Below are 22,569 nucleotides of genomic sequence, written 5' to 3' on the forward strand. Positions count from 1 at the left end.
ATAAATTCTAGGATTTGACGACACCTAAAAAACTTTGATAAATGAAAGATGGCAGGTGTTTAATTTTTATCGAAAAATCTCATCGATATCGTAATCCTTGCCTTTTCCCCATTGAAGTAATTCCTCAATGGTATAATATTCAAGGGTGTCTAGATCCTTTACTTTGAAATTAGCACCTCTCAAACGATCAATAATCTCAAGCTGTCTGACTTCACCCATGTTGACCAACTGATATTTTCTACCTATCCGCAGGTTGTCAAGTGCTATTGGCATATTACGCTTTGTCTTTAATCACTACACCAACTGCTTCAAAAGTAATCTCACGCTTAGGTTCAGTGATTTTTGCCACTTCCTCTTTGCTCATTCCACCGTCTTCAGCGTAGTGTCTCTGAGTTTCCACATCCGTTTCTGTCAAAACAGCTATTCCTTCCAAAATAATTGGATATCCCTGAGAAGTAGTCGGTACGAAAAATTCATAATCCTTAAAAGTCACTCGCATGCTCTCTCCATTAGGGAGTTCCATAGTAAGCCAGCAGCCTTTTTTGGTATAAACTTCTTTTATCTCACCAGAAATTTTTCCTTCAAAATTCCCTTCCTTCTCCACCACAAGAACCATTTCAGATGGGGAAACTATTCCTGACACATCTACTTTAGCACCGTAACTACCAGGAATAGTACCCGTAGCACTTACCTCTGTTCCTACTTCTTCCAGAACTGTTTCAGATTTCTGATTTTGGCAAGCAGTAGTTAGTGCCAGACCAAAAGCAAGTATAACTAAATGAGAGTTTTTCATACCATTGGGAGATTAATGCCCAAAAATACGCTTTAGATTTGGAGGGAAAAAGAAAATCATTAATGTTTGGCAAACTTATAGTAATTCGAAATTCCTGCCTATTTCCCTTATTTATTGCGAAAAGATCGATTGCGAAAAAGATTTGAAACATTTTTTTCAATAAAACTTCGATTTTTTTAACAATCCTGTAATTTTACAGAAGAATTAACCTTTTGACCCTGCACATGCCTCATCCGACTAAGTTCATTATTGATTTTGACAGTACCTTCACACAAGTAGAAGCTCTCGATATTCTGGGAGAAATCAGTCTTCTCAATGATCCAGAAAGAGAAGTAAAACTAAAAGCTATCAAGGATATTACTGATAAAGGTATGGAGGGTAATCTGACCTTTCGTGACAGTTTGGTCCAACGAATCGATATCCTCAAAGCCAACAAGGCTCAGATTACTGACTTGATCGCTGCTTTGAAGCAAAAAGTTTCCAAGTCCTTTGAGCGTAACAAAGAGTTCCTTCAGGATAATTCGGATAATATCTACATCGTATCCAATGGTTTCAAGGATTTCATTATTCCTATAGTAGCAGATTATGGCATTCATCATGACAATGTCTTTGCAAATGAATTTGTGTACGATGAGTCGGATAATATTGTAGATTTCAACCATGACAACCCACTTTCTCAGAATAATGGCAAAGCGGAAACAATTAGAAAGATCAATCTTGAAGGCGAAATCTATGTGATCGGTGACGGCTACACAGATTATGAGATCAAGAAATCAGGCCTAGCCAATAAGTTTTATGCATTTACTGAAAATGTAAACCGTCCTAAAGTAACCAAAGAGGCAGATCATATTGCGCCAAGTTTGGATGAAATCCTATACGTCAATAATTTGAACACGAAATTCTCTTACCCGAAAAGCAGAATCAAGGTATTGCTCCTTGAAAATGTCCACCAAATCGGTGTCGATCTACTCAATGAAGAAGGCTACGAAGTAGAAGTAGTAAGCTCTGCCATGTCAGAAGAGGAACTCTGCGAGAAAATCAAAACTGTTTCTATTCTAGGAATTCGTTCCAAAACCAATGTCACTAAGAAGGTATTGGAGAATGCTAATAGACTGATCGCCGTAGGTGCATTTTGCATAGGTACAAACCAGATCGATCTGGAAACTTGTCAAGAAAAAGGAATTGCAGTATTCAATGCTCCTTTCAGCAACACTCGTTCTGTAGTCGAAATGGCTATCGCAGAAATAATCTTCCTGATGAGAAATTTTGTAGATAAGACGACTTCCATGCATGAAAGCAAATGGGACAAATCTGCTACAGGTAGTTTTGAGATCAGAGGCAAAAAACTAGGAATCGTAGGTTACGGAAATATTGGAGCGCAGCTTTCAGTTCTTGCAGAAAACATGGGATTGAATGTGTTCTACTACGATGTGATTGAAAAACTTGCTTTGGGAAATGCTACGAAAGTAAACTCCCTTGATGAGCTAATGAGTACTTGTGATATCATCTCACTTCATGTGGATGGTAGAAAAGAAAATGAGAATGTAATCAATAGAGAGAAAATCGAATTGATGAAGCCTGGCTCCTACTTAGTGAATCTTAGCCGTGGACATGTGGTAGAAATCCCTGCAGTACGTGACGCGATACTTTCCGGAAGATTAGCTGGATGTGCATTCGATGTATTTCCTGAAGAGCCTAAGAACAACAAGGAACCATTCGTTTCTGAATTGATTGGCTTGCCAAATACGATCTTAACTCCACATATCGGTGGAAGTACATTAGAAGCGCAAGAGAACATTGCCCGATTTGTTCCAGGAAAAATCATGGAATACATCAACACAGGCAACACGTACAATTCTGTAAATTTCCCTAATATCCAATTGCCATTCTTGCAGAACGCTCATAGACTTATTCATATTCACATGAATGAGCCTGGCGTATTGGCAAAAATCAATCAGATCTTGGCAAACTTTGAGATTAACATCGTCGGACAATACCTGAAGACTAACGAGAAGATCGGATACGTAATTACTGATATCGACAAAGCTTATTCAAATGAAGCAATCGATGCATTGAAACATATTCCTGGCACTATCCGCTTTAGAGTGCTTTACTAGGATTTAAGCATTCCTAAAACTAAAAAAGTCCCGTTGATGCGGGACTTTTTTTATATCTCTTAAGAATTGAAACACCTACAAAAAACCAATTAATCTAATTTCAACCCGACTCGAAACAGTCTGAAATAATCCAGCTCCACTTCCTTGTTGGGTGTTTCCTGCATCCAAAGTTCACCATTTCTTATCAACATACTTTCAACCTCCAAGCCAACCGGGACTATATCATTAACTAAATTCCCAAGTGAATCCAAAATGGCGAGATGTAAAGGATATTTCTCATCAATTCTGTTATTGAAATCGATAGTTTCCTCTTCGGATTTTTTTGCTATTCGCATTTCTATATCAGCGTTGCTGTATCCTTGGGTATAAGCAACCAAGAAGTACCCATCAACTTTCTTTATGTTTAATATTCTTCCTGAAGTAACTACGCTTAAAAAGAAAAATGTCAAGTCTCTTGAATACTTATCCCTCCCTTCAAAGTAGCGGTATTCTGGAAGATCAAGCGGGAAACTGGAAATCAGTGAATAAGGTGGATTGGAATCGAAAACATAGATTACTGGCTCCAATCCAAATGCCACATAGATCTTATCATCAGAAAGGCTGTACACAGGTGCCCAGGAATTGGGGTAAAAGTACTTTCCGCTTCGGTAAATGCTACTTTCCTGAAATTGGCCAAAGGACTCTTGCTCTCCTGTAAGTGGAGACCACCACTTCAACAAATATAAATCTTCATAAATCTCCTTATCCGAATAACTCCTATTATCCGGAATATCTTGATTCACATATAAATAACTATCACCTAACTTTTCCATACCTAGCCCCATTCGTATCGGTCTGGAATTAAGCGGTTGGAAATCTACTGCCTTAACACCCGATATTAGGTTTCCTTCAAAATCGTATGTTATAAATCCTTTAGAGCCAAATACCAATAGTTGATTTTCACCAATCAGTCTAATTGTGCTCATTAGACCGCCATAACCATCAGGAACATCCCCTAATTTGGAAAATGAATTGATTATTGACCCATCAAAATTTGCTAATACTATTATCTGCGAAGCGTTTCCATCACCGCCATCAAATACAACAGTTTTAGACACCGGATCTAGATCATGTACTTGATATTTACCTAAATAATTAATCTGAATACTGTCCAGCTTTTCTAATGAAACCTTTTGATTAGGTTCTATTGAATTGGTCTTGCTTTTGGGATCACATGAAATTATTACTATGAAAAGAGATAATAAAACAGCTAGAACTCTCATGACTTAAAACAATATTGATAACGTATTTATTATCTATAAAAACAGTTATTCTTTACTTATCTAGTATCCTCCTATGGTAATTGATCTGGCCTAAGTGATAGCTAAAATGGCCAAAGAGATGGATTAGAAAAAAATTGTAAGTCATTTTACTTCCAAATACTTCCAGAGGGTAATCTTTCTCAAGCATACACTCATCTAACCCCTCCAAACTAGCTGTGACAACATGTTCCAGTTTTTCTATCATCGCTATCAATTCTGACTTGGGTACATTTTTACCTGCAAATTCAAAATCCCTATCTCTGACATACTGAAATCCACCTATTTCTTTTCCTACAAAATAGGACATATTTCCTATCAGATGTAGACAAAGATTTCCTGCTGAATTAGTGATTCTTTGATCTACTTTCCACAAATTCTCTTCTTTGGAATAAGCATCAATCTCCACTTTCATTCGCTTTATATCCCTTTCAAAAAGTCTAATAAGTTCATCAAGTATCATAGTTACTGGGTTGAAAATTTCAAATAGGCTTTAGCCATCTTCTCATCATACTTATTCTGTGCATATCCCGAACCATTGTAGCATTCTGCAAATTTTGCCCAGTTTTTACTCTGTAAATAGGCTAAACAACCGTTTTTTAGGATATATCGCCCAAATACTTCTAAGTGATTTCTCTCATGCTTATACATTTCATCAACAAATTGCTGAACAGAAGGATAACCCAATGGAATAGCATGAAAGCCCATCACCTGATAACTTCCCCAAGAAGCTGAGGATAGAGCTGCCTCTCTGAATTTAGGGTCAGGAGAAATTGAAGCAGCTTGATTAAGCCTCTCATATTCCCTTGGTCCTCCTAAATATTGTTTTCTATTAAAATGCTTGAATAAAACAGTTTCATTAGATGGATTGGAAAAATTCTCAGGATTTATTCCTCTAGCTAGTAATTGTCTCCAAAAAACATGGCCTTCAAATAAAATCTTAGGCCTTCCATCAATAAAAAAACCTTTACCGGAGCTTTCTACTTCATTTACTGCTTTTACAGCGGCAAGTTCCAACAGATACCTTTTGGCAAAATCAACGAGGTCTTGCTCACCGAGAAACACATCTCCAAGCACATCCGCTGGTTTTGTTTTATCAAAAAGTAAAGTCCACGTTTTAATTCCTACCTCTCCATCTACGACAAGCTGATTCCTTGATTGGAAGTCTTTAACTGCCACATCGGTTTCAACTCCAAAATAGCCTGAAGACGGAGTTTCGTAACCTAGCTTTCCAAGAAGTTCCTGTAAAAATGAAACAGATAAACCTCTTGATCTGAGTCTTATATATTGCATTGCTAAAAAGGTTTAAAAATAAAAAGTACTTCAATATAATTGAAGTACTTCATATTAGCAATTCCTTAGTTGATCAATTAATCAGGATCAACGACATTTTTTCGCATACCATATTTACTTGGCTTAACCTCTTTTGGCTCAGACTGAGCTTTCACTTCTGCAGGTTTCTTTTCCTCGACAGGCTTTGCTTGAATCTCTTTATTTGCTTGAACCTCTTTAGGAGCGTCATTTCCAGAATTCTCCCTTTTTGGGAAAGGCTTTCTATTCCCTCCAGAATTCGACTTTTTGTTCTTATTGAATGCTGGCTTTCTCTTTGAACCATAGTCAGACTTACCTTTCTCTGCCGTTCCAGTGTAGGCAGGTCCAGTTTCAAAACCTTCAGGAAGTGGATTTTGAGTGATTTTCATCCCAATCAACTTCTCTATGTTATCAAACTTATACTGATCCTTAGGATTCACGAAAGTAATTGCCTCACCCTTTGCATCTGCACGGGCAGTACGTCCTACTCTGTGTACATAATCTTCAGGGTCAGATGGCGTATCATAGTTGATTACCAATTCTATTCCCACTACATCTATACCACGTGAAATGATATCTGTACCTATCAGAATTTTTACTGATTTGTTCTTGAAAGCAGACATGATCTTCTCACGCTCTACTTGCTCCAAGTCTGAGTGAAAAGCCTCAATATCGAATTGCTTTCTCAACACCTTAAAAAGGGATTTCACTTTGTCCTTCGTAGAAGCAAAAATGATAACAGCCTCATAAGCTTTTTGAGAAAGTATATTTCTGACTAATTCTTCCTTCTGCGTATCGTACACAGAATACATAGCTTGAGTTACTCCTTTAGCTGTTTTGCCCAAAGCAATTGATATTTCAGCTGGGTTATTGAGAAACTTCATGCTAAACTGCCTGATTTTAGGAGGCATGGTAGCAGAGAAAAGAACTGTCTGACGATTCTTTGGAAGGTAATTGACGATTTTCAGAATATCATCTGAGAATCCCATATCCATCATACGATCAGCTTCATCAAGAATCAAATGTTCAAGTGTTGACAGATCAATTTTACCTCCTGCAAGCAATGCGATCAAACGACCTGGTGTCGCAACGATAATTTCAGCACCAGTTTCTAGAGCTTTCTTTTGTTGCTCCCAGACGATCCCGTCTCCTCCTCCGTAAATTGGAATAGAGCTAATTCCTAAGAAATAGGCAAATCCTTGGATTTGCTGATCAATCTGAATAGCAAGTTCCCGGGTTGGCGCTAGAATAAGTGTATTCAAAGTGCTCGTTCCGTTCTTGCTTATTTTATTAAGTATAGGAAGTATAAATGCGGCGGTCTTACCTGTTCCCGTCTGGGCACAAGCGATAAGATCCTTATTTTCCATGATGACCGGAATGGCCTTTTCTTGGATTGGGGTTGGTTTTTCAAAACCCATTGCGTCCAGTCCTTCCTGAAGCGAGGTTTCGAAATTAAATGATGAGAAGTCCAAATTATGGTAAGTGAAGTATTGTAAAAAGCGACGTTATCTTTTACGTCTGCTCAAATATAGCCCCTAATTGTACAGAAACACAAATAGTTGGGTTATTTGAACCTGATCGAATTCCAATTTATAGGTTTATTCCATTTCTGTTAGTAAAGTAATAAAGGAAATTGTTAAAGCTAATGTTGAGTCTATTTAAGTCTCCTAAAGAAAATTAGACTAATGGCATCATACTATAGCTAGCGATGCAGCTATCTTCCTAATAATATTAATTCTCCCTGATTAGCTCTGGTTTCAATCCCACTTTTAAGTTATATTTCATCTGTATCGAAATTGACCCTTTAATTTTATGCATAGAAATCAAAATTATTTACTATCCTTTTTCTTTTCCCTCCTATTTCTCACTACCCCTTTATTTTTAGCTGGCCAAACTTTTGGTTTTCACGGAAGGATACTCGATGCAGAAACACGAGAAACTATTGATGGAGCGAAGATTACGCTAAAGGGTACAACCTATGGGAATATTTCAATTAAGGGCGGTTATTTTAAATTCCAGAATATAGCTGAAGACAAGTATACTTTGTCGATCAATGCTGAAGGATATACTGCATATGAACAGGTAGTTAATTTGAAAGCAGACCTGGATTTGGGAATAATTTACCTCGTAAAATATGGTGCTACAGGTACAGGTTCTGCGATTCAACAAACAATCAGGGCGACCAATATCACCAACCTATTCAATCAACGACCAAATTTTATTGGAGGAAATATGATTTATGGAATTCCTCCTCAGCCGACCGAAATAGAGGGTGACAACTACCTGGATACCAAATGGAACACAGCTTCCTTATTACTCTATAAAGATCAAAAAATGCTTGAAGGCTATAGCGTTCGATATAACATCACCTCTAATTCTTTTGAGATGTTGGCTCCGCAAGCCGATCAAATCACAATGATGGCTGGACTACGTATTCAGAATTTGGTGTGGGTGGATTCTACCACAATGATTCCCCGGTATTTTGTAAATGGAATGGATTTTCTTAATGAAGGATCACCGATTTCGGGATTCTTTGAGGTAATTGTAGATGGTAAACTCCCTCTGATGAGAAGGACTATGGCAGTTTTTAAGGAATCCAATTATAATACAGCTCTGATGATGGGGAACCAGAATCACCAAATAATCAAAAGAAATATTTATTACTATCTAGAGGGGAAAAATATAACAGAAGTACCAACCAATCGGAAAAAGCTATTTGAACTCTTTGATGAAAATGCAGAGGAAATGAAAGATTATGTGAATTCAAATGCACTCTCAATTCGAGATCCCAATACCTTATTTAATATATTCACTTTTTACAATTCTAAATTCGCTGATTTCAAACCCATTTTGAATCAATTGATGGATTTGAAATAAATCGACTAAAACCTACCCTTATGAATAAATTTTACCTCCTGCTATTTTCTCTAATCACGCTTCAGGCACACAGTCAAGGCCTTCCCGGTTTGGGAGCTGGCACCACGCCAAATAACAAACCCGTTTTGCATGGAAAAAACTGGGTAGCTATCACAGGAAAACCACTTGGAGCTACTGCCGGAGCAGCCATTTTCCAACAAGGTGGCAATGCAGTAGATGCTGCCTGCGCTATGATTGCTGCTAGTTCTACGATGTGGGACGTGCTTTCCTGGGGTGGCGAAACACAAGCATTGATCTATAATCCCAACACCAAAAAAGTGATTGCTATCAATGCGTTGGGGTATGCTCCAACTGGTGCTACGGTAGATTTTTATAAATCTCAAGGCATGGATTATCCTCCACAATATGGTCCCTTGGCAGCAACTACTCCTGGTACACCGGGCGGAATCATGACGATGCTTGCAGAATATGGCACCATGAGTTTAGCCCAAATTTTAAAACCATCCATGGAACTTGCCCAAGGCTATCCTATAGAAGCTCAAACTGCAGATGCTATAGAAGCTCAAAAGGCTAGAATTAAACAATGGCCTTATTCTACAAAGATTTTCCTCCCACATCTGGGAGAAAAAAGAGAAGCTCCTTCAGCAGGAGAAATCTTCGTACAGGAAGATCTCTACCAGATGCTGTCCAAACTGGTAGAGACCGAGAAAGAATCCTTGGCAGCCGGGAAAACTAGAAAAGAAGCAATTTATGCAGCCTATGATAGGTTTTACAAAGGAGATATTGCTAAGGAAATCGTCAGAGGAACACGGGAACAAGGAGGACTTTTCACTGAAGCTGACTTAGCAAATTGGAAAGTAAAAATAGAAGAACCACTGCACGTTAATTACAATGGAATTGATGTGTACAAATTGCAGGAGTGGACTCAGGGTCCTGTCTTACTTCAGTCCCTGAATATTTTAGAGAATTTTGATCTTAAATCTATGGGTTACAATTCCGTGAATTACATCCACACTGTTTATCAGGCGATGAGTTTGGCATTTGCAGATCGGGACTTTTACTACGGAGATCCTGCATTTGTAGATTCCCCAATGGAAGGATTGCTTTCCAAAGAATATGCTAAGGAGCGTGCAAAACTGATCCAAGAAATGAATGATCCAAAAATAGGTGCAGGAGATCCCTACCCTTTTCAGGGTGGAACCAATCCTCATTTGAATCTACTCAGAAAAAAGGAACAGGCTACTGCGGCACTTTCTCCTAAGCAAATCAACAGTACTTTGGATGAGCAGTTTATAAGTGACTTCCAAAGCGGAACAACTTCAGTGGAAACTGCAGATGCCGAAGGCTGGGTAGTTTCTGTTACTCCTAGCGGTGGTTGGATTCCTGCAGTCGTCGCAGGCAACACAGGCGTAGGGTTGTCACAGCGTATGCAAAGTTTCGTTTTAGATGAAAATCTCAGCCCCTATAACTTACCTGAACCTGGAAAAAGACCAAGAGTAACCCTCACCCCAAGCTTAGCGATGAAAGATGGGAAACCTTTGCTGGCATTTGCAGTACAGGGCGGAGATTCTCAGGATCAGAATCTTTTACAGCTTTTCCTAAACATCATTGAATTTGGGATGGATGTGCAAGAGGCCACAGAAGCAGCCAACTTCAATTCCTATCAAATGCAGAGCTCGTTTGGTGATCATGAATCACGACCTGGCGCCATAGTAGTAAGAGAAGACACACCAAGTTGGATACGAAAAGACTTGGCAAAAAAAGGATACAATATTGAATTATGGAACAAAACTTCCGGCCCAATCAATGCAATTTGGTTTGATTGGAAGCATGGTAGCTTCTGGGGAGGAAGTAGTGATTACGGCGATGATTATGGGATTGCCTGGTAAGGTATGTTCATATAAAAGGACCATCCTAAGCCAAAAAACCTAATTATCTTCAATAATGAATAAAAGTATCTTATCCTCCGCATTCCTGATTTTACTTTGCTTAAGCGCTTTTAGCTTCAGGAAACCCAGGGTATTAATTATCGGCGATTCTATCTCGATTGGTTACACTCCCTTCGTCAAGGATCATTTTGAAGGCAAAGCATTGGTTAAACATAATCCTAGAAATGCCCAACATACAGGCACTGGCTTGAAGCAAATCAATAAATGGCTAGGTAATAAAGAATGGGATATAGTTCAATTCAATTGGGGCCTGTGGGACTTGTGCTATAGACTACCTGATGCAAAATCCACCGGAAATCGAGATAAGGTAAATGGTAAGGTGACTTACACTGTGGATGAATATGCTGCAAACCTTGACTTATTGGTAACTACTATCAAGGCAAAAACTGATGCAAAATTGATCTTTGTGACCACTACCTATGTACCACCTGAGGAAGAAGGCAGATTCACTGATGATGTGCAAAAGTACAATGAGGCCGCAAAGGCAATTATGAAAAAACACAAAGTCCAAGTAAATGATATCTACGAAGAGTCTGTGAAAATTCATAAGGATTACGGCGTAGGATCAAATGATGTACATTATTCTCCTGAAGGATACCAGAAGCTTAGTGAATCTATAAGTAGCTTTCTGGAGAAGGATCTTGGGATGAAGTAGGAATAAGAATATAGAGTTGAAAATTACACGAAAAAATAAACCTGGTAAACGAGTTTAAATCTCCTACCCCCTTTTCTTTTCAATGAGTTTTTGTTTTTAAGAATGATTTGATTCGAAGTGGAAATTGATCCCTTGGATGATTTGCTAGGTTACACAAGTTACTAAAGATTAAACACTGCGCCCTCTGTGTTATTCTCCATGACCACAGTGGTCTACTTTAATAATCAATAAAAACAGCATGAATCCAAGCATAAAATCCCTTCCAGAAACAAAACTCATTGGCAAAAAAGTGAGAATGAATTTCTTGAACAATCAGACCCAAGCACTTTGGAAGTCTTTTATGCCTAGGAAAAAGGAAATTCATACTAGAGTAGATGAAGACTTGTATTCAGTGGAAGTATATGATTCCCTATCCTATTTCGATTCATTTAATCCTGCAACTGAATTCGATAAATGGGCGGCAGTAAAAGTGACTGATCTGGAAACTATTCCAGATCAAATGGAAGAACTAATTATTCCTTCCGGTCTTTATGCAGTTTTCCCTTTTAGAGGAACTGACAATGAAGCACCCGCGATGTATCAGTATATTTTGGGAACTTGGCTCCCTAGTTCAAACCACCAACTTGACCATAGACCTCACTTTACTGAGATGGGAGAAAAGTACAAGAATGATGACCCGGATTCAGAAGAAGAGTTATGGATTCCCATTCAACCAAAAAGTGATGATTAGACGCGGGGAAATCTCCAAACACCTAGGTTGAAATAGATCATATTCAACACAAGCGTTAAAATGGCATTTGGCAACATAAGTCTCACACAAATATCCTACTATCCATCTGAACTAGATAAGGGTTAAAAAAAATACCCAAGATTCTCATCTCAGGCATTTTTCAATAGTATTTATTCTTTCAGAAACTTACCCAAACAGCTTCTCCAAGATCTTATAGGTTATCAAGTAAGTAGGTCTTACTCCTTCCATTCCCAAAGCACCAGAAGCCAAGGTGCTTCCTGTTTCCAAGGGATTATCCGATGCATAGTAAGCATAAAGCACTTTTACATTGGAGCGTATGGATTTTCTGATTTTAGAAGCAGATTGTATGGCTTTCTGATAGTGCGCTCCTTCCATCTCCAATCCTACCGCTTTCCAGGATGATTGCATGAAGTAGGTGAGTATGTCTTTATTCTGAAGAGAAGTACCCAAAACAGATATCATAGGTCCAGAATAAACTCCCAATCCAAAACCCTCAAAGTCAGACTTCTTCAGCTCATTTTTAAAAGGGTAATTATCCGCGGTTCCTTCGAACACGTGCGCATTTGGGATCATTAGATCACCTTTGCCTCCATATAGAATACCAGCTTTTCCCATGATAGAGGTAGATACCACATCCAATGGAATTGACTTACCGTCCTTATCATAAGGCTTGAGCAATTCATCAAAGCATTCGTAAGCCTGTTCGCCAAAGGCATAATCCATCACCACGAAAACAGGTCTCTTGGATTTATCTTTTGGCAACTTCACACCTGGTATCAACTCATCTTTCTCCAAAAGTGCCGTATCGATAATCTGAGCACCGATATTTGTTCCTGACTCATCCGGCAAATTGATAAAACCATGCTTTACCGCATACTTATCGATAGCTTCCCCTTTGTTACTTTTTGCTTTGACAGAAATATCCATCACCACTTTTTCCAGAGCTTCGTAGCTTTTCAGATCTAGCAACTGAGTTCCGTAGATGGTATTGACTACAGAGTGAAGATTAGCAGAGATAATATGAATGGGACGTTTGAGTAGATCATGCTCATCCAGCGCAATCTTTATTCTCCTAGCCCACATTTCTCCATATACGTGATGTCCGATTCTCTCTCTAAGTGTGGTGGAAAAAGATATCTCACGATCCAACTGCTTTGTGGCTTCTTCCTGCGCTAATTTCCCCATGTGATACACAATGGAAAACAGACTATTGGAATTACTGCTTTTCTCAAATTTATCTACTGCCTCAATAGTCTCTTCGTAAGTTCTCCCGATCAGATGACTCAAGTAGGCACTTGCTGCTTCCTTCTCAAACTCCTCTCCTGCTGCTTCTTTCTGTACAAATTCCTGCAGCATCAACCAGTTGGTAGAAATCTTACCTTTTGGATCTGTGCTGTTATTGTAGATTTTGTTTGACTCTATATATAAAAAAGTAAGGTGAGTCAAAATATCATAAATGTCGGAGCGGCCACGTGTCATCTCCACATACATGATCTGCTCGTCCAATCTGTAACAGTTCCGCTTACGCTTAGAAGGTATGATGGCTTCCAGTTTGGAAGTTTCATAGCCTTCACGACTGATCAGACGTACAAAACGGCATTCTTCTATCCCTCTAGGTAGACGCTCCATTACATAGAGCAAACCATCCAATTCTATCTTTTCATGGTCAGTAACCAATCCGTAAATCTCTGGGCTTAATACGCGCAAGGCATCTACCAGGCTTTCACCTGAAACTCCCATTGGTTTATAGCTACCTCGTGTAAAAAGGTGCCTCATTGTGATGTACAATCGCTCGATCGCGGCTCTGGATTCGTGTGCTCTGGTTCTAATCATAAGTGCAAATGGGTTTTGCAAGACAAAAATAGCAAATACTATTTTAAGCGCTGTGAAAAGAATTTCTTCAACTTGTCCACTTTGGGTTTGATCACAAACTGGCAATAAGGCTGTGCCCCGTTCTGGTTGTAGTAATCCTGATGATAATTTTCTGCAGGATAAAAATTAGTAAAGGCAGTAATCTCTGTAACTAAAGGACTGTCAAACACCTTAGAGTCATCCAATTGAGTCTTCATATTTTTAGCAAGAATCTCCTGCTCAGAACTATGATAGAATATGGAAGATCGATAATGAGGGCCTACATCTGCACCCTGTCTATTCAAAGTAGTAGGATCATGCGTAGCCCAAAAAACTTCCAAAAGGTCTGACAAACTTATCATAGTAGGATTATAATAAGCCTGAATCACTTCCGCGTGACCAGTGGTTCCTGTACAAATTGCATTGTACGTGGGATTTTCAATGAAGCCTCCAGCATATCCCGACACCACTTTATCTACTCCTTCCAATCGCTGAAACACGGCTTCAATGCACCAGAAGCATCCAGCCCCAAGGGTTATCAAATTCAATCCTTCAGGTATTTTTACTTCAGTAGTCGGGAATTTCAATTCCTTATCCATAGCTGTAAGTTCTTGTTGATTTACAAACTGAAATAGATCTACTATGGTTTGATTGGAGGAGATATAATCAAAGTGCTGGAAGTACTCGCATCAGAACTATTTTGCTGCTTATCGTAAGCGATACTCAGCAGACCTTCATCCTGCAATTCCAACGCTACTTTATTCAATTCTTCGAGGAATTGCTCCCAGTCTTCGGGATACATCTGTTGGACTACTTCAGATAAAGAAAAAGGTTCAGCCTTTTTTCGCCTAAGCATATCTAGAATGGCTGTTCTAAGAACTTCCATAGCAATAACTTATCGACAAACCATCACAAATGCTGGCGGAAGATTTTTTAAAGTGAAGCTGATATTTATTTTCCCAAAGTGCTTCTTGAATAAATTCTTCAATAGGTAGGAATAACAGCCCTGAATAAAAGAACCGCTCTGAGTGAGTGCAGATTTACTTTGAGAAAGAATTCGATCCCTTACTTCTGGTGCAAAAAAGCTAAATGGTAAGCTAGAAAGAACATAATCTGCCTTTCTTCCATCCAAATACTTGTCGATGTTTTCAGCGGAATCGTTGATAATTCTTACGTTATCTTGTGGAAACAACTTCTCCATTGAAGTACAAAAAGATTTACTGATCTCAAAAACCAAAAGTTCAGTTTCAGGACTTAATTTATCTACTATTCCCTTAGTAATACTTCCATCTCCTCCCCCTAATTCAATAATTAATTTGGCGTCTTTAAAATCAACATGGGCAAGCATCTTCTTAACCAATGTTTTAGAACTGAAAGCTACAGCTCCAGTAGTACTCAAGTTGGTGTATAACTCCAACAACAAATCTGATTTGCTCATATAATATTTTAATTCTCCCGTTGAAGATACCCGATTTTAACCTATCTTTTCAGACTTCACCCAAAAAGTTAACGAGTAAATATGGCCCAAAAGGCTGAAATTAGATCCAACCTACCAGCAAAAATTAAAACTACTCTCAGTAATTTCTGGAGTATGTCGCTGATCTTCTCAACTTTAATGTTTTTGTTGAGAGCAATTGAATTAAGTTTAATATTCAAATCGCGTATAATTCCTCTCAGTATAAAAGAGGTAATTGGTTACAGTCTTTTAGAGGATCTCAGTTGGCTTTTCTATTTTCTGGGTCTACTCTTCATACTTCATGTAGTGAATAGTTTGTTTTCAGTCACGTTTGCAAAGTGGTTTACCCAAACTTGGCTGGTGATTGCAATCTTTCTTCAATCAGCCCTAATATTCTATTTCAATAAGACATTTGTCCCGCTGGGCAAAGATCTTTTTGCCTATAACGTGGATGACATCATCCTCACCGTTCGATCTTCAGGACAGTTCAATATTTTGACTGTTGGAAGTGGTGTCTTATTGAGTGCGGCTATGTTCTACCTACTAGCCTTGGCTAATAAGTACCTAAAAATCAGTAGCAAAGTAACTATGGCTTTAACCCTTGCTACATACTGTTTTTTGATTTTTTTCTACTTTCTCCCCATTACTGATACGAATAAATTAGACGAGACAAAGACAAATATTCAGATGAATAAATCTAAGTACCTCTCACAGGAGGCATTTGATTACTTCATGTACACCAAAGAATATTACTTTGATTTCTACCTCAGGTCTCTCAATGAAGCCTTGTTTGTAAAAAAGGAATTTACAGACCCAACCTATCCTTTTCTGCACAAAGCAGAATACCCAGATGTACTAAGTCCATATTTCGACAGTCTCACCACTGCTCCAGATATAGTTTTCATTCTGGTAGAAAGTATGGGGAAAGCCTATTCTGGCAAGGATGCCTATCTCGGGAGCTTTACTCCTTTCCTTGATTCACTCGAGTCTCATAGCTTGGTATGGACCAATGCCATTTCTTCCACTGGTAGAACCTTTGGGGTGCTGCCTGAACTCATGGCAGGGCTTCCCTTTGGAGAAAGAGGATTTCAAGAGTTGTATGAAGATTTTCCTAATCATGAAACGTTGCTAAGTGTTCTAAAGAAAAACGGCTACGAATCCAGCTTCTTTATTGGTAGTGATGTCAGCTTTGACAATCAAAAGGAGTTTCTGGAAAATGCTGGGGTAACTCAGCTTATAGATATTGACGATTTTGCTCCACAATATCAGAAAATGCCCCCTGCCAATGGCTTTACCTGGGGTTATGGTGACAAAGAGATATTCAGTAATGGATTAGCCATTTTCCCACGAAATATAGGAAAACCACAAGTTGGAATATTCCAAACCATTACCTCTCACGATCCTTATTTGGTTCCGGAAAGGGATTTCTATTCGAAAAAGTTTGAAGATCATCTGGAAAACTACCTGAATCTATCCGATGCCAAAAAGACTGAATATCGGGAATATCAGGATATTTACATGACTATTCTCTATGCTGATGATGCGATAAAGGACTTTATCACATCCTATAGTAAGAAGCCTGAATTTGCAAATACAATCTTTGTAATCACAGGTGATCACCGGCTTCCTGAAGTTCCTATGGCTTCCAGATTGGACCGATTCCATGTTCCTCTAATTATTTATTCACCGCTTATTAATAGACCTGCTTATTTTAAAGGAATGAGTAGTCATTTTGAAGTTACGCCATCCCTGCTTGCCTTTCTACACGCACAGGTTGGTATTCAACTACCTGAGCAAACAATTTGGATGGGACAGGTATTGGATACTTCTCGTGTGTTTCAATCAAACATTGCTATGCCGCTGATGCGGAATAAAAATCAGCTGATGGAATACCTTAATGGAGAATACTTCATCTCTGATGATCAGTTATATATAATCACTGATGGACTAAATATAGATCCGATCGATGATCAAAATGTCAAGAATAAATTGACTGGTGAATTTGAAGACTACAAAAACAAAAATAACTACACTATGCAGACACGTAAGTTACTACCAATTGAATAGTATTAATCTTTAAGTTTTTCCTTGTAGGTTTTATCCATAATCTGAGAAAGCAATGGATAAAAATAATTCCAATAAAAACTCTCTCTATCAGTAAAATCTGAAACAGTATGCAAGCCTCTCCACAGCATAGGTAATCCTTTAAAGTGGGGAGATCCCAGTGGATTCTGCATATCTGAGAAATCACCTGCCAAATAATAATATTCACCTTCTCCTACATTCTTGACAACTGCTGCGGGAAAGAAACGAGGTAACCCCATGCTTCTAAGCTTTTCTTTGCCTATATCAGTTGGATCAATATCGTAGTAGGAAATCACTTGATAATCTCGCTCAATAAGTACTATATCAAACCAATCAGGATATGGAACAATCTCAGGTAGATTAAATCCATGTTGATTGATCCTTTGCGTGCGGATTTTGGGAGTTCTACCTAAGTACTCCACATCATTGGAAAAAGCTTCTACGGTACCATCTTCATGCACAAACACAATACCAGGGCCAGATGGCACCCAGGTATTCTGATGCTGATCTATGTATTGTGAAATAAACCATTTTGGTATATCAGTATTAATAGTAGTATCCATCTCATCAAAATACCGAGCTATCCAGCCAGTCCATTTAAGGCCCATGATATTCTCAAACTCTGTTCTTATTCCTACAGGAGTAGGAGAAGCCATGGTATTGAATTCCGCTATGATTGTTTTATGCTGCGCTGCTGCTTCACGTAATAAACTTATATCCCCGCGATTTAAGCCTCCGTAAATTTTCTTGGATATTTCATCGAATTCAGCTTCCTCAAAATCATCTTCAAAAACACCATAGGTATCAGCAAAGTATAAAACATCAAGACCTGAAGCCTTTTCTTTTATTTCGCTTTCAGTCAATTCCCTCAAGTCCCTAGGGGTTCCGAATGAAGGGGAATCATTTGGGAAAAAACCAAAGTAGTCCTTGTCTTTTTTATAATACTGCCCTTCCTTATTCTGAATCTTCATGTGCTCAAAAGCCCAAAAGAGTGTTTGGTGTTCTTGATAAGTATCAGTAGGTACGGTCTTGTCTATCACCACAATCTCTATCTCTTTGGCAGGAAACACCATCCATAGCAGATAACTGATCAATGGAATAAGGACCAAAATAAAGACGAAGGGAAAAACCCGACTAATAAGTAGCTTAAATTCTTCTGTAAAAATTCTTTTCATCAAAATCTATATTCAACACCCATTGAAAAGTTCAAGTTATTTCTAAACCTATCCGGACCAAGTTCATCACGGCTATAGCCAGTATAACCATAAATCATAAAACGAGGAAGCACCAATTGCTGATAACCAACTCTCGCTCTGTAGGAATTCAGAAGTTGTGTAGGGTCACGGGTTTCCTCATCAGGAGATACTCCCGAACTCAACTGTACTGAGAAGAAATCCTCTCCTGTTTTGAAGTAATATCTTGCCTGCAAATTGGCAGAAGTCCCCAAACTATTACCTGTCCCAGGAATTAAGTTACCTCGAAGATTAAACCACCAGTTGCCTATATACTTACCTACTGAAGCAGTGTAAATAGTAGTTGGATCAGAGAATTTCAGGTACCTAAACCCACCATCTATTTCCCATGCTTTAGGTAAATTATAATAAAGCGATGCTCCAAAACGGAATTGAGGAAAAAAACTTGCCGATGATCCACCCACATTCACATATGCGTACATTTTTTCTCCCAGAGATGGATAGGCATCTAGCTCAAACAAGGTCCCATTATCATCAAAACGAGAAGATTGAGTCACCCTGCCTATAAGTGTTCCGGTAATATCTGTTCGGGTTCTTCCATAAAAAGAGAAAGTATTCCAAGGTGAAATGTCCCCAGCAAAAGTATCATAATCGTATGTCACTCCCACTGCATTATTTCTTCTCAACCTCTGCAAGGTTTGCATGTAGCTAAGCAGATTATCATTCTTGTAATTTTTTTCAAAAAGATCTTCTGCTATCTCAAAAGCCTCTTCATACTCTTCTTTGAAATAAAATAATCGAGATTCTTTATAACGAAGGTTATTAGGAAGCGGCTGTCCTAAATTCTCCTTAGCCTTGGCCAAAACTTCCTCTGCTCGATCATATTGCTCATCCCAGGATAAATTATCCAAAAAGGCAGAATAGGCATCTTCATAGGTAGGAGCAGCTATTATCGCCCGCTCCAAGTAAATAGAAGCTGAATCATTTTTACCTTCCCAAGCATAACTTCTGCCTACTAAAATTAAGATATCAGCATAATCCGGGTATTTGGACAAGGCACGAAAAGCGATCTTCCTACCTTCATAGTATTTCCCATCCAAAATCAAAGTTCTGGCATCTACCAGCAAAACATCTGGATCAAACGAGTCCTGCGCCTTGATTCCCATTGAAAAAGCCAGAGAACACATAAGAAGAAAAGCTACTTTTTTCATAATCAAGAATTCAATGTATTAGGCTCAATGTTCTTTTTGTCTTCTGATTTCTTAAAGCCAGTCCGGATCATATGCCCCCATCCTCCTTTGCCTTTGATAAAGTCCCAGTGGCCTTTGAGACCCCAGAGTACAATCTTTGGATGAATTACTAGTGGCTCCAAAAAGGCAGTTACGATAAGCTTATTAAGGTCTTTTTTATCTTTGTAATTATTGTATGAAACCTGCTCATAGAGGATACTAAATGAGGATACCAGGATCGACAATAAGTACAAAACGATGAATAAAGCTATAAAATAGAAAGCTGAGAAATCACCAATAATTATTAGAGTGATGGTATACAGTACACCCAACAGCTCTAGAACTGGCGCCATTTTTTCAAACACACTCCAATAGGGATACGACACTAATCCCATTACACCATAGTTCGGGTTGAGGGCCGTCACTTTATGAAGTTGAAGTGTTTCTATAGTACCACGTATCCAGCGATTTCTCTGTCTAGATAAAATTTCCTCACTCTCAGGCACCTCTGTCCAGCAAAGTGGATCAGGTACAAAAGATACTCTATAAGGAATATTTCTCTCTTCCATATGGCGACGCATACGCACCACCAGCTCCATGTCCTCGCCTACAGTCTTTGGGAAATAGCCTCCTACTTCCACTACAAGGTCGCGCTTGAAAAATCCAAATGCCCCAGAGATTAACATCAATCCATTAATTCTAGTCCAAGCCATTCTTCCCATCAAAAAGGCTCTACAATATTCGATGACCTGGAATTTACCTAAAAGTGTGGTAGGAACTCGGTAATTAGTCACCGTACCATCCACCACATCACAATTGTTGGCAATACCAATCACTCCACCTACGGCAATGACTTTACGATTGGTCTCCTCCATAAATGGCCTTACCATACGGGTGATAGACTCATGAGAAAGAATGCAATCCACATCTATACAGGCCAATATCTCCTTGCTAGAAACATTGATACCAGCATTCAGTGCATCCGCCTTTCCTCCGTTTTCTTTGTCAATCACAACCAATCGATTATAGGAGCGATTTTTTGATTTGTAAATCCCTCTGACTGGTTTTGCTTCAATTTCCTCATGGTATGCAAAATCAGTTAGCTGCAATTCGAAGGCATTGATGAGTTTAGTAAGCGTTTCATCTTTTGACCCATCGTTAATCACAATCACTTCAAACTTTCCATAATGAAGAGAAAGTAAGCTTTTAACATTTTGCACGATGGATTCACCTTCATTATAGGCTGGTGCCAAAATAGAAACCCCTGGAGCTAAGGGTGAAGTAATGATATCCTGATAGTCTGCAAACCTATTCTTTCTACGATGATCACGCATTTCCATTGCGCTGAGAATCATAATCAGCATATAAAGCACGATCACAGAAAAGCTGAGGACAAGAAAAATAAATCCTAGAATTTCTAAAATAAGATAAAATAAAAAACTATACATCTTGTAGTAAGGAGTCTGATAAGTGCATACTAATTCTCATTACCTCCGGATTCTCACTTTCATTAATAAACTGATTATAAACCGCTGCATCGAGATTCTGCAAGCTATTCAACAAGACCATTTTTAGCCTAAACTCAGGTGCTTTATTTAATAATTCACAAATAATCTTGGCAGAAGTAGCATCACCTATTGCTCCTGCAGCCTTGGCTGCTACTGATACTAATGCTATGTTTTCAGACTTCAAACTACCATTGATCAATTCAGTATGTGCCGGAACCCCCAAATATTCGAATGTTTTGATAATCTCAATTTTCTCCTCTTCGGTAACAGAACCTGACTTCTCCTCCAAGGTTTCCAAGAGATCTACCCGACCAATCACCCGGACAAGTTTATATCCAAATAGCCTGATACTTTGATTTCTAGAGTCAAAGAGCATTTCAATATGAAGTTCACGCGTAGTATGAAGAAACTTGATGATCCTCAAATAATTCATCTGCTGCCAACGGGAAAGTGGAAAAGTCTGATCACGCAGAAAAGATAGATCCACACTGTCTGAAAGTGTCAGAATCGTAGCTACAGCTTGAGAGCGCACATAGAAATTAGGAGAATTGATATGCTGCTTTACCGCATATATAGCTTCCGTCAAATCCATTTCATTGACCTCAACTAATCCGGTGACTACCGTATCCCATTTGGAACTTTTAAGCTTTTTGAGGGAAGACTTGTCAAGATCCAACCTTTTGTAAAGAGCTTTAAGCATAAGCTTAAAATCACCTTTCATCGTTTTGTTCAACGCAAGTATTCTCTCAACGAGCACTTGAACATAGAAAGGCTTTTTAAGTTGCTTGGCAGGGAAATAGCCGTTTAGCTCCTCATCACTTAGGGATTCTAATTCTTCTAGCGTTTTTTCAAACAATATTTCAGAAAGTGGTGCTACAATTTGCTCATCGTATAATACCAGTAATTTTTCCTTCTGATTTCTTCTTGCTTTAAATATCAACATAAAGAGGATCATGCTGAATGCGAAAATGAAGAAAAGTAAAATGACAAGGCTAACTGCAAAAATTTTAATCTCACTAAAATAGGCATAGGTGCCTTTAAGAAAAGGAGAATACTTATTTCTAGAAGCAAGGGAGATTAAATCCTTACCATTAGAATCCCCTGCAACAGTAGGCTCTATATCGCCATTTCTAAGAAGGTTTGAAACGTACTCTTGAGTAGCTTTGAATGTATTCGGATCACTATAGATCAAATATTGTATTTCCAAATCGTATTCATACGATCGTAAAACACTATCCTTCAGCCTAAGGGCAGTTGCAAAATCGCGAACTATACCCGATTGAAGAGATCTGTTGAGGGCACTATCCAAGATATAAGCTTTAGAAGAATCCACTAAACGGAATTGCAACCCTGGAATTTTACCTTGACTCTTTAAAAAATTGGCAAATGAAACAGAATCAGCAAAGACAGGTTCATCCTGCCCCAAAACAATATCTGTTTTGATAATCAAAAACAGCAAGGACACAAGTGCAACTGCGTTTTTAACTTTCATGAAT

20 protein-coding genes are annotated in these 22,569 nt (G+C 38.6%); 6 read left to right on the plus strand and 14 right to left on the minus strand.

Features of this window, described 5'->3' with window-relative positions; translation table 11 throughout:
• Window positions 1-66: 66 nt before the first annotated feature.
• Both ESV85_RS10580 and ESV85_RS10585 read right to left on the minus strand, forming a co-directional pair.
• Window positions 67-273 (minus strand): hypothetical protein, encoded by a 207-nt coding sequence (locus ESV85_RS10580; protein ID WP_146917393.1) that lies wholly within the window; start codon window positions 271-273, stop codon window positions 67-69.
• 1 nt (window position 274) lies between these two features.
• Complete coding sequence (locus tag ESV85_RS10585; protein ID WP_146917395.1) at window positions 275-793, minus strand: DUF4920 domain-containing protein; 519 nt, start codon at window positions 791-793, stop codon at window positions 275-277.
• 224 nt (window positions 794-1,017) lie between these two features.
• Here ESV85_RS10585 and serA point away from each other — a divergent pair, with 224 nt between their 5' ends.
• The gene (serA, locus tag ESV85_RS10590) at window positions 1,018-2,910 is read left to right on the plus strand and encodes a phosphoglycerate dehydrogenase (protein WP_146917397.1); all 1,893 of its coding nucleotides are present in this window, start codon (window positions 1,018-1,020) and stop codon (window positions 2,908-2,910) included.
• An 89-nt stretch (window positions 2,911-2,999) separates the two neighbouring features.
• Here the strand turns inward: serA and ESV85_RS10595 are convergent, their stop codons facing one another.
• The 4 genes from ESV85_RS10595 to ESV85_RS10610 all read right to left on the minus strand — a co-directional run bounded on the left by ESV85_RS10595 (window position 3,000) and on the right by ESV85_RS10610 (window position 6,991).
• Window positions 3,000-4,172: a hypothetical protein gene (locus ESV85_RS10595; protein WP_223275970.1), complete on the minus strand. Its 1,173-nt coding sequence runs from the start codon at window positions 4,170-4,172 to the stop codon at window positions 3,000-3,002.
• A gap of 52 nt (window positions 4,173-4,224) precedes the next feature.
• Window positions 4,225-4,671: a DinB family protein gene (locus ESV85_RS10600; protein WP_191321983.1), complete on the minus strand. Its 447-nt coding sequence runs from the start codon at window positions 4,669-4,671 to the stop codon at window positions 4,225-4,227.
• A gap of 2 nt (window positions 4,672-4,673) precedes the next feature.
• Window positions 4,674-5,501 carry an N-acetylmuramidase domain-containing protein gene (locus ESV85_RS10605; RefSeq protein WP_146917398.1) on the minus strand — a complete coding sequence of 276 codons (828 nt, stop codon included), beginning with the start codon at window positions 5,499-5,501 and terminating at the stop codon, window positions 4,674-4,676.
• Between the two features lie 77 nt (window positions 5,502-5,578).
• Window positions 5,579-6,991, minus strand: coding sequence for a DEAD/DEAH box helicase (locus ESV85_RS10610; RefSeq protein WP_146917400.1), 1,413 nt, complete (start codon window positions 6,989-6,991; stop codon window positions 5,579-5,581).
• Window positions 6,992-7,331: 340 nt separating this feature from the next.
• Here ESV85_RS10610 and ESV85_RS10615 point away from each other — a divergent pair, with 340 nt between their 5' ends.
• The 4 genes from ESV85_RS10615 (at window position 7,332) to ESV85_RS10630 (ending at window position 11,730) form a co-directional block, all read left to right on the plus strand.
• Window positions 7,332-8,396, plus strand: a complete 1,065-nt coding sequence (locus ESV85_RS10615) for a carboxypeptidase-like regulatory domain-containing protein (protein WP_146917402.1) — start codon at window positions 7,332-7,334, stop codon at window positions 8,394-8,396.
• Window positions 8,397-8,416: 20 nt separating this feature from the next.
• Complete coding sequence (locus ESV85_RS10620; protein WP_146917404.1) at window positions 8,417-10,285, plus strand: gamma-glutamyltransferase family protein; 1,869 nt, start codon at window positions 8,417-8,419, stop codon at window positions 10,283-10,285.
• 55 nt (window positions 10,286-10,340) lie between these two features.
• Window positions 10,341-11,000, plus strand: coding sequence for an SGNH/GDSL hydrolase family protein (locus ESV85_RS10625; RefSeq protein WP_146917406.1), 660 nt, complete (start codon window positions 10,341-10,343; stop codon window positions 10,998-11,000).
• Window positions 11,001-11,238: 238 nt separating this feature from the next.
• Window positions 11,239-11,730, plus strand: coding sequence for a GyrI-like domain-containing protein (locus ESV85_RS10630; protein ID WP_146917408.1), 492 nt, complete (start codon window positions 11,239-11,241; stop codon window positions 11,728-11,730).
• A 186-nt stretch (window positions 11,731-11,916) separates the two neighbouring features.
• On the opposite strand, the gene ESV85_RS10635 is transcribed toward ESV85_RS10630, so the two are convergent.
• Genes ESV85_RS10635 through ESV85_RS10650 form a run of 4 tightly spaced genes read right to left on the minus strand, consistent with a single transcriptional unit; the run spans window position 11,917 to window position 15,040 of the window.
• On the minus strand, window positions 11,917-13,584 hold the full coding sequence (locus ESV85_RS10635; RefSeq protein WP_146917410.1) for a DUF6909 family protein: 1,668 nt from the start codon (window positions 13,582-13,584) through the stop codon (window positions 11,917-11,919).
• Between the two features lie 38 nt (window positions 13,585-13,622).
• The gene (gene msrA, locus ESV85_RS10640) at window positions 13,623-14,201 is read right to left on the minus strand and encodes a peptide-methionine (S)-S-oxide reductase MsrA (protein ID WP_146917411.1); all 579 of its coding nucleotides are present in this window, start codon (window positions 14,199-14,201) and stop codon (window positions 13,623-13,625) included.
• A 41-nt stretch (window positions 14,202-14,242) separates the two neighbouring features.
• On the minus strand, window positions 14,243-14,488 hold the full coding sequence (locus tag ESV85_RS10645) for a DUF3253 domain-containing protein (RefSeq protein ID WP_146917413.1): 246 nt from the start codon (window positions 14,486-14,488) through the stop codon (window positions 14,243-14,245).
• A gap of 9 nt (window positions 14,489-14,497) precedes the next feature.
• Window positions 14,498-15,040 carry a class I SAM-dependent methyltransferase gene (locus tag ESV85_RS10650; RefSeq protein ID WP_146917415.1) on the minus strand — a complete coding sequence of 181 codons (543 nt, stop codon included), beginning with the start codon at window positions 15,038-15,040 and terminating at the stop codon, window positions 14,498-14,500.
• 378 nt (window positions 15,041-15,418) lie between these two features.
• Here ESV85_RS10650 and ESV85_RS10655 point away from each other — a divergent pair, with 378 nt between their 5' ends.
• Window positions 15,419-17,125 (plus strand): LTA synthase family protein, encoded by a 1,707-nt coding sequence (locus tag ESV85_RS10655; RefSeq protein ID WP_191321984.1) that lies wholly within the window; start codon window positions 15,419-15,421, stop codon window positions 17,123-17,125.
• A gap of 2 nt (window positions 17,126-17,127) precedes the next feature.
• On the opposite strand, the gene ESV85_RS10660 is transcribed toward ESV85_RS10655, so the two are convergent.
• From ESV85_RS10660 to ESV85_RS10675, 4 genes are read right to left on the minus strand one after another with little or no spacing between them, the layout of a single operon-like run.
• On the minus strand, window positions 17,128-18,318 hold the full coding sequence (locus tag ESV85_RS10660) for a hypothetical protein (protein ID WP_146917418.1): 1,191 nt from the start codon (window positions 18,316-18,318) through the stop codon (window positions 17,128-17,130).
• Window positions 18,318-19,547, minus strand: coding sequence for a YaiO family outer membrane beta-barrel protein (locus ESV85_RS10665; RefSeq protein ID WP_146917420.1), 1,230 nt, complete (start codon window positions 19,545-19,547; stop codon window positions 18,318-18,320). The genes ESV85_RS10660 and ESV85_RS10665 overlap by 1 nt, the downstream gene beginning before the upstream one ends.
• Before the next feature lie 2 nt (window positions 19,548-19,549).
• Window positions 19,550-21,013 carry a glycosyltransferase family 2 protein gene (locus ESV85_RS10670; protein WP_146917422.1) on the minus strand — a complete coding sequence of 488 codons (1,464 nt, stop codon included), beginning with the start codon at window positions 21,011-21,013 and terminating at the stop codon, window positions 19,550-19,552.
• Window positions 21,006-22,565: a HEAT repeat domain-containing protein gene (locus ESV85_RS10675; RefSeq protein WP_146917424.1), complete on the minus strand. Its 1,560-nt coding sequence runs from the start codon at window positions 22,563-22,565 to the stop codon at window positions 21,006-21,008. The genes ESV85_RS10670 and ESV85_RS10675 overlap by 8 nt, the downstream gene beginning before the upstream one ends.
• Window positions 22,566-22,569: the final 4 nt, after the last annotated feature.

Origin of the sequence: Algoriphagus aquimarinus, assembly GCF_007997215.1 — a bacterium.
GTDB classification, from domain to species: domain Bacteria; phylum Bacteroidota; class Bacteroidia; order Cytophagales; family Cyclobacteriaceae; genus Algoriphagus; species Algoriphagus aquimarinus_A.

Coding starts and splice junctions, on each gene's coding strand:
- ESV85_RS10645 (WP_146917413.1), bottom strand. CDS start 14,488: ATGGAAGTTCTTAGAACAGCCATTCTAGATATGCTTAGGCGAAAAAAG.
- ESV85_RS10675 (WP_146917424.1), bottom strand. CDS start 22,565: ATGAAAGTTAAAAACGCAGTTGCACTTGTGTCCTTGCTGTTTTTGATT.
- ESV85_RS10600 (WP_191321983.1), bottom strand. CDS start 4,671: ATGATACTTGATGAACTTATTAGACTTTTTGAAAGGGATATAAAGCGA.
- ESV85_RS10605 (WP_146917398.1), bottom strand. CDS start 5,501: ATGCAATATATAAGACTCAGATCAAGAGGTTTATCTGTTTCATTTTTA.
- ESV85_RS10650 (WP_146917415.1), bottom strand. CDS start 15,040: ATGAGCAAATCAGATTTGTTGTTGGAGTTATACACCAACTTGAGTACT.
- msrA (WP_146917411.1), bottom strand. CDS start 14,201: ATGGATAAGGAATTGAAATTCCCGACTACTGAAGTAAAAATACCTGAA.
- ESV85_RS10580 (WP_146917393.1), bottom strand. CDS start 273: ATGCCAATAGCACTTGACAACCTGCGGATAGGTAGAAAATATCAGTTG.
- ESV85_RS10625 (WP_146917406.1), top strand. CDS start 10,341: ATGAATAAAAGTATCTTATCCTCCGCATTCCTGATTTTACTTTGCTTA.
- serA (WP_146917397.1), top strand. CDS start 1,018: ATGCCTCATCCGACTAAGTTCATTATTGATTTTGACAGTACCTTCACA.
- ESV85_RS10665 (WP_146917420.1), bottom strand. CDS start 19,547: ATGAAAAAAGTAGCTTTTCTTCTTATGTGTTCTCTGGCTTTTTCAATG.
- ESV85_RS10660 (WP_146917418.1), bottom strand. CDS start 18,318: ATGAAAAGAATTTTTACAGAAGAATTTAAGCTACTTATTAGTCGGGTT.
- ESV85_RS10595 (WP_223275970.1), bottom strand. CDS start 4,172: ATGAGAGTTCTAGCTGTTTTATTATCTCTTTTCATAGTAATAATTTCA.
- ESV85_RS10615 (WP_146917402.1), top strand. CDS start 7,332: ATGCATAGAAATCAAAATTATTTACTATCCTTTTTCTTTTCCCTCCTA.
- ESV85_RS10630 (WP_146917408.1), top strand. CDS start 11,239: ATGAATCCAAGCATAAAATCCCTTCCAGAAACAAAACTCATTGGCAAA.
- ESV85_RS10670 (WP_146917422.1), bottom strand. CDS start 21,013: ATGTATAGTTTTTTATTTTATCTTATTTTAGAAATTCTAGGATTTATT.
- ESV85_RS10585 (WP_146917395.1), bottom strand. CDS start 793: ATGAAAAACTCTCATTTAGTTATACTTGCTTTTGGTCTGGCACTAACT.
- ESV85_RS10635 (WP_146917410.1), bottom strand. CDS start 13,584: ATGATTAGAACCAGAGCACACGAATCCAGAGCCGCGATCGAGCGATTG.
- ESV85_RS10620 (WP_146917404.1), top strand. CDS start 8,417: ATGAATAAATTTTACCTCCTGCTATTTTCTCTAATCACGCTTCAGGCA.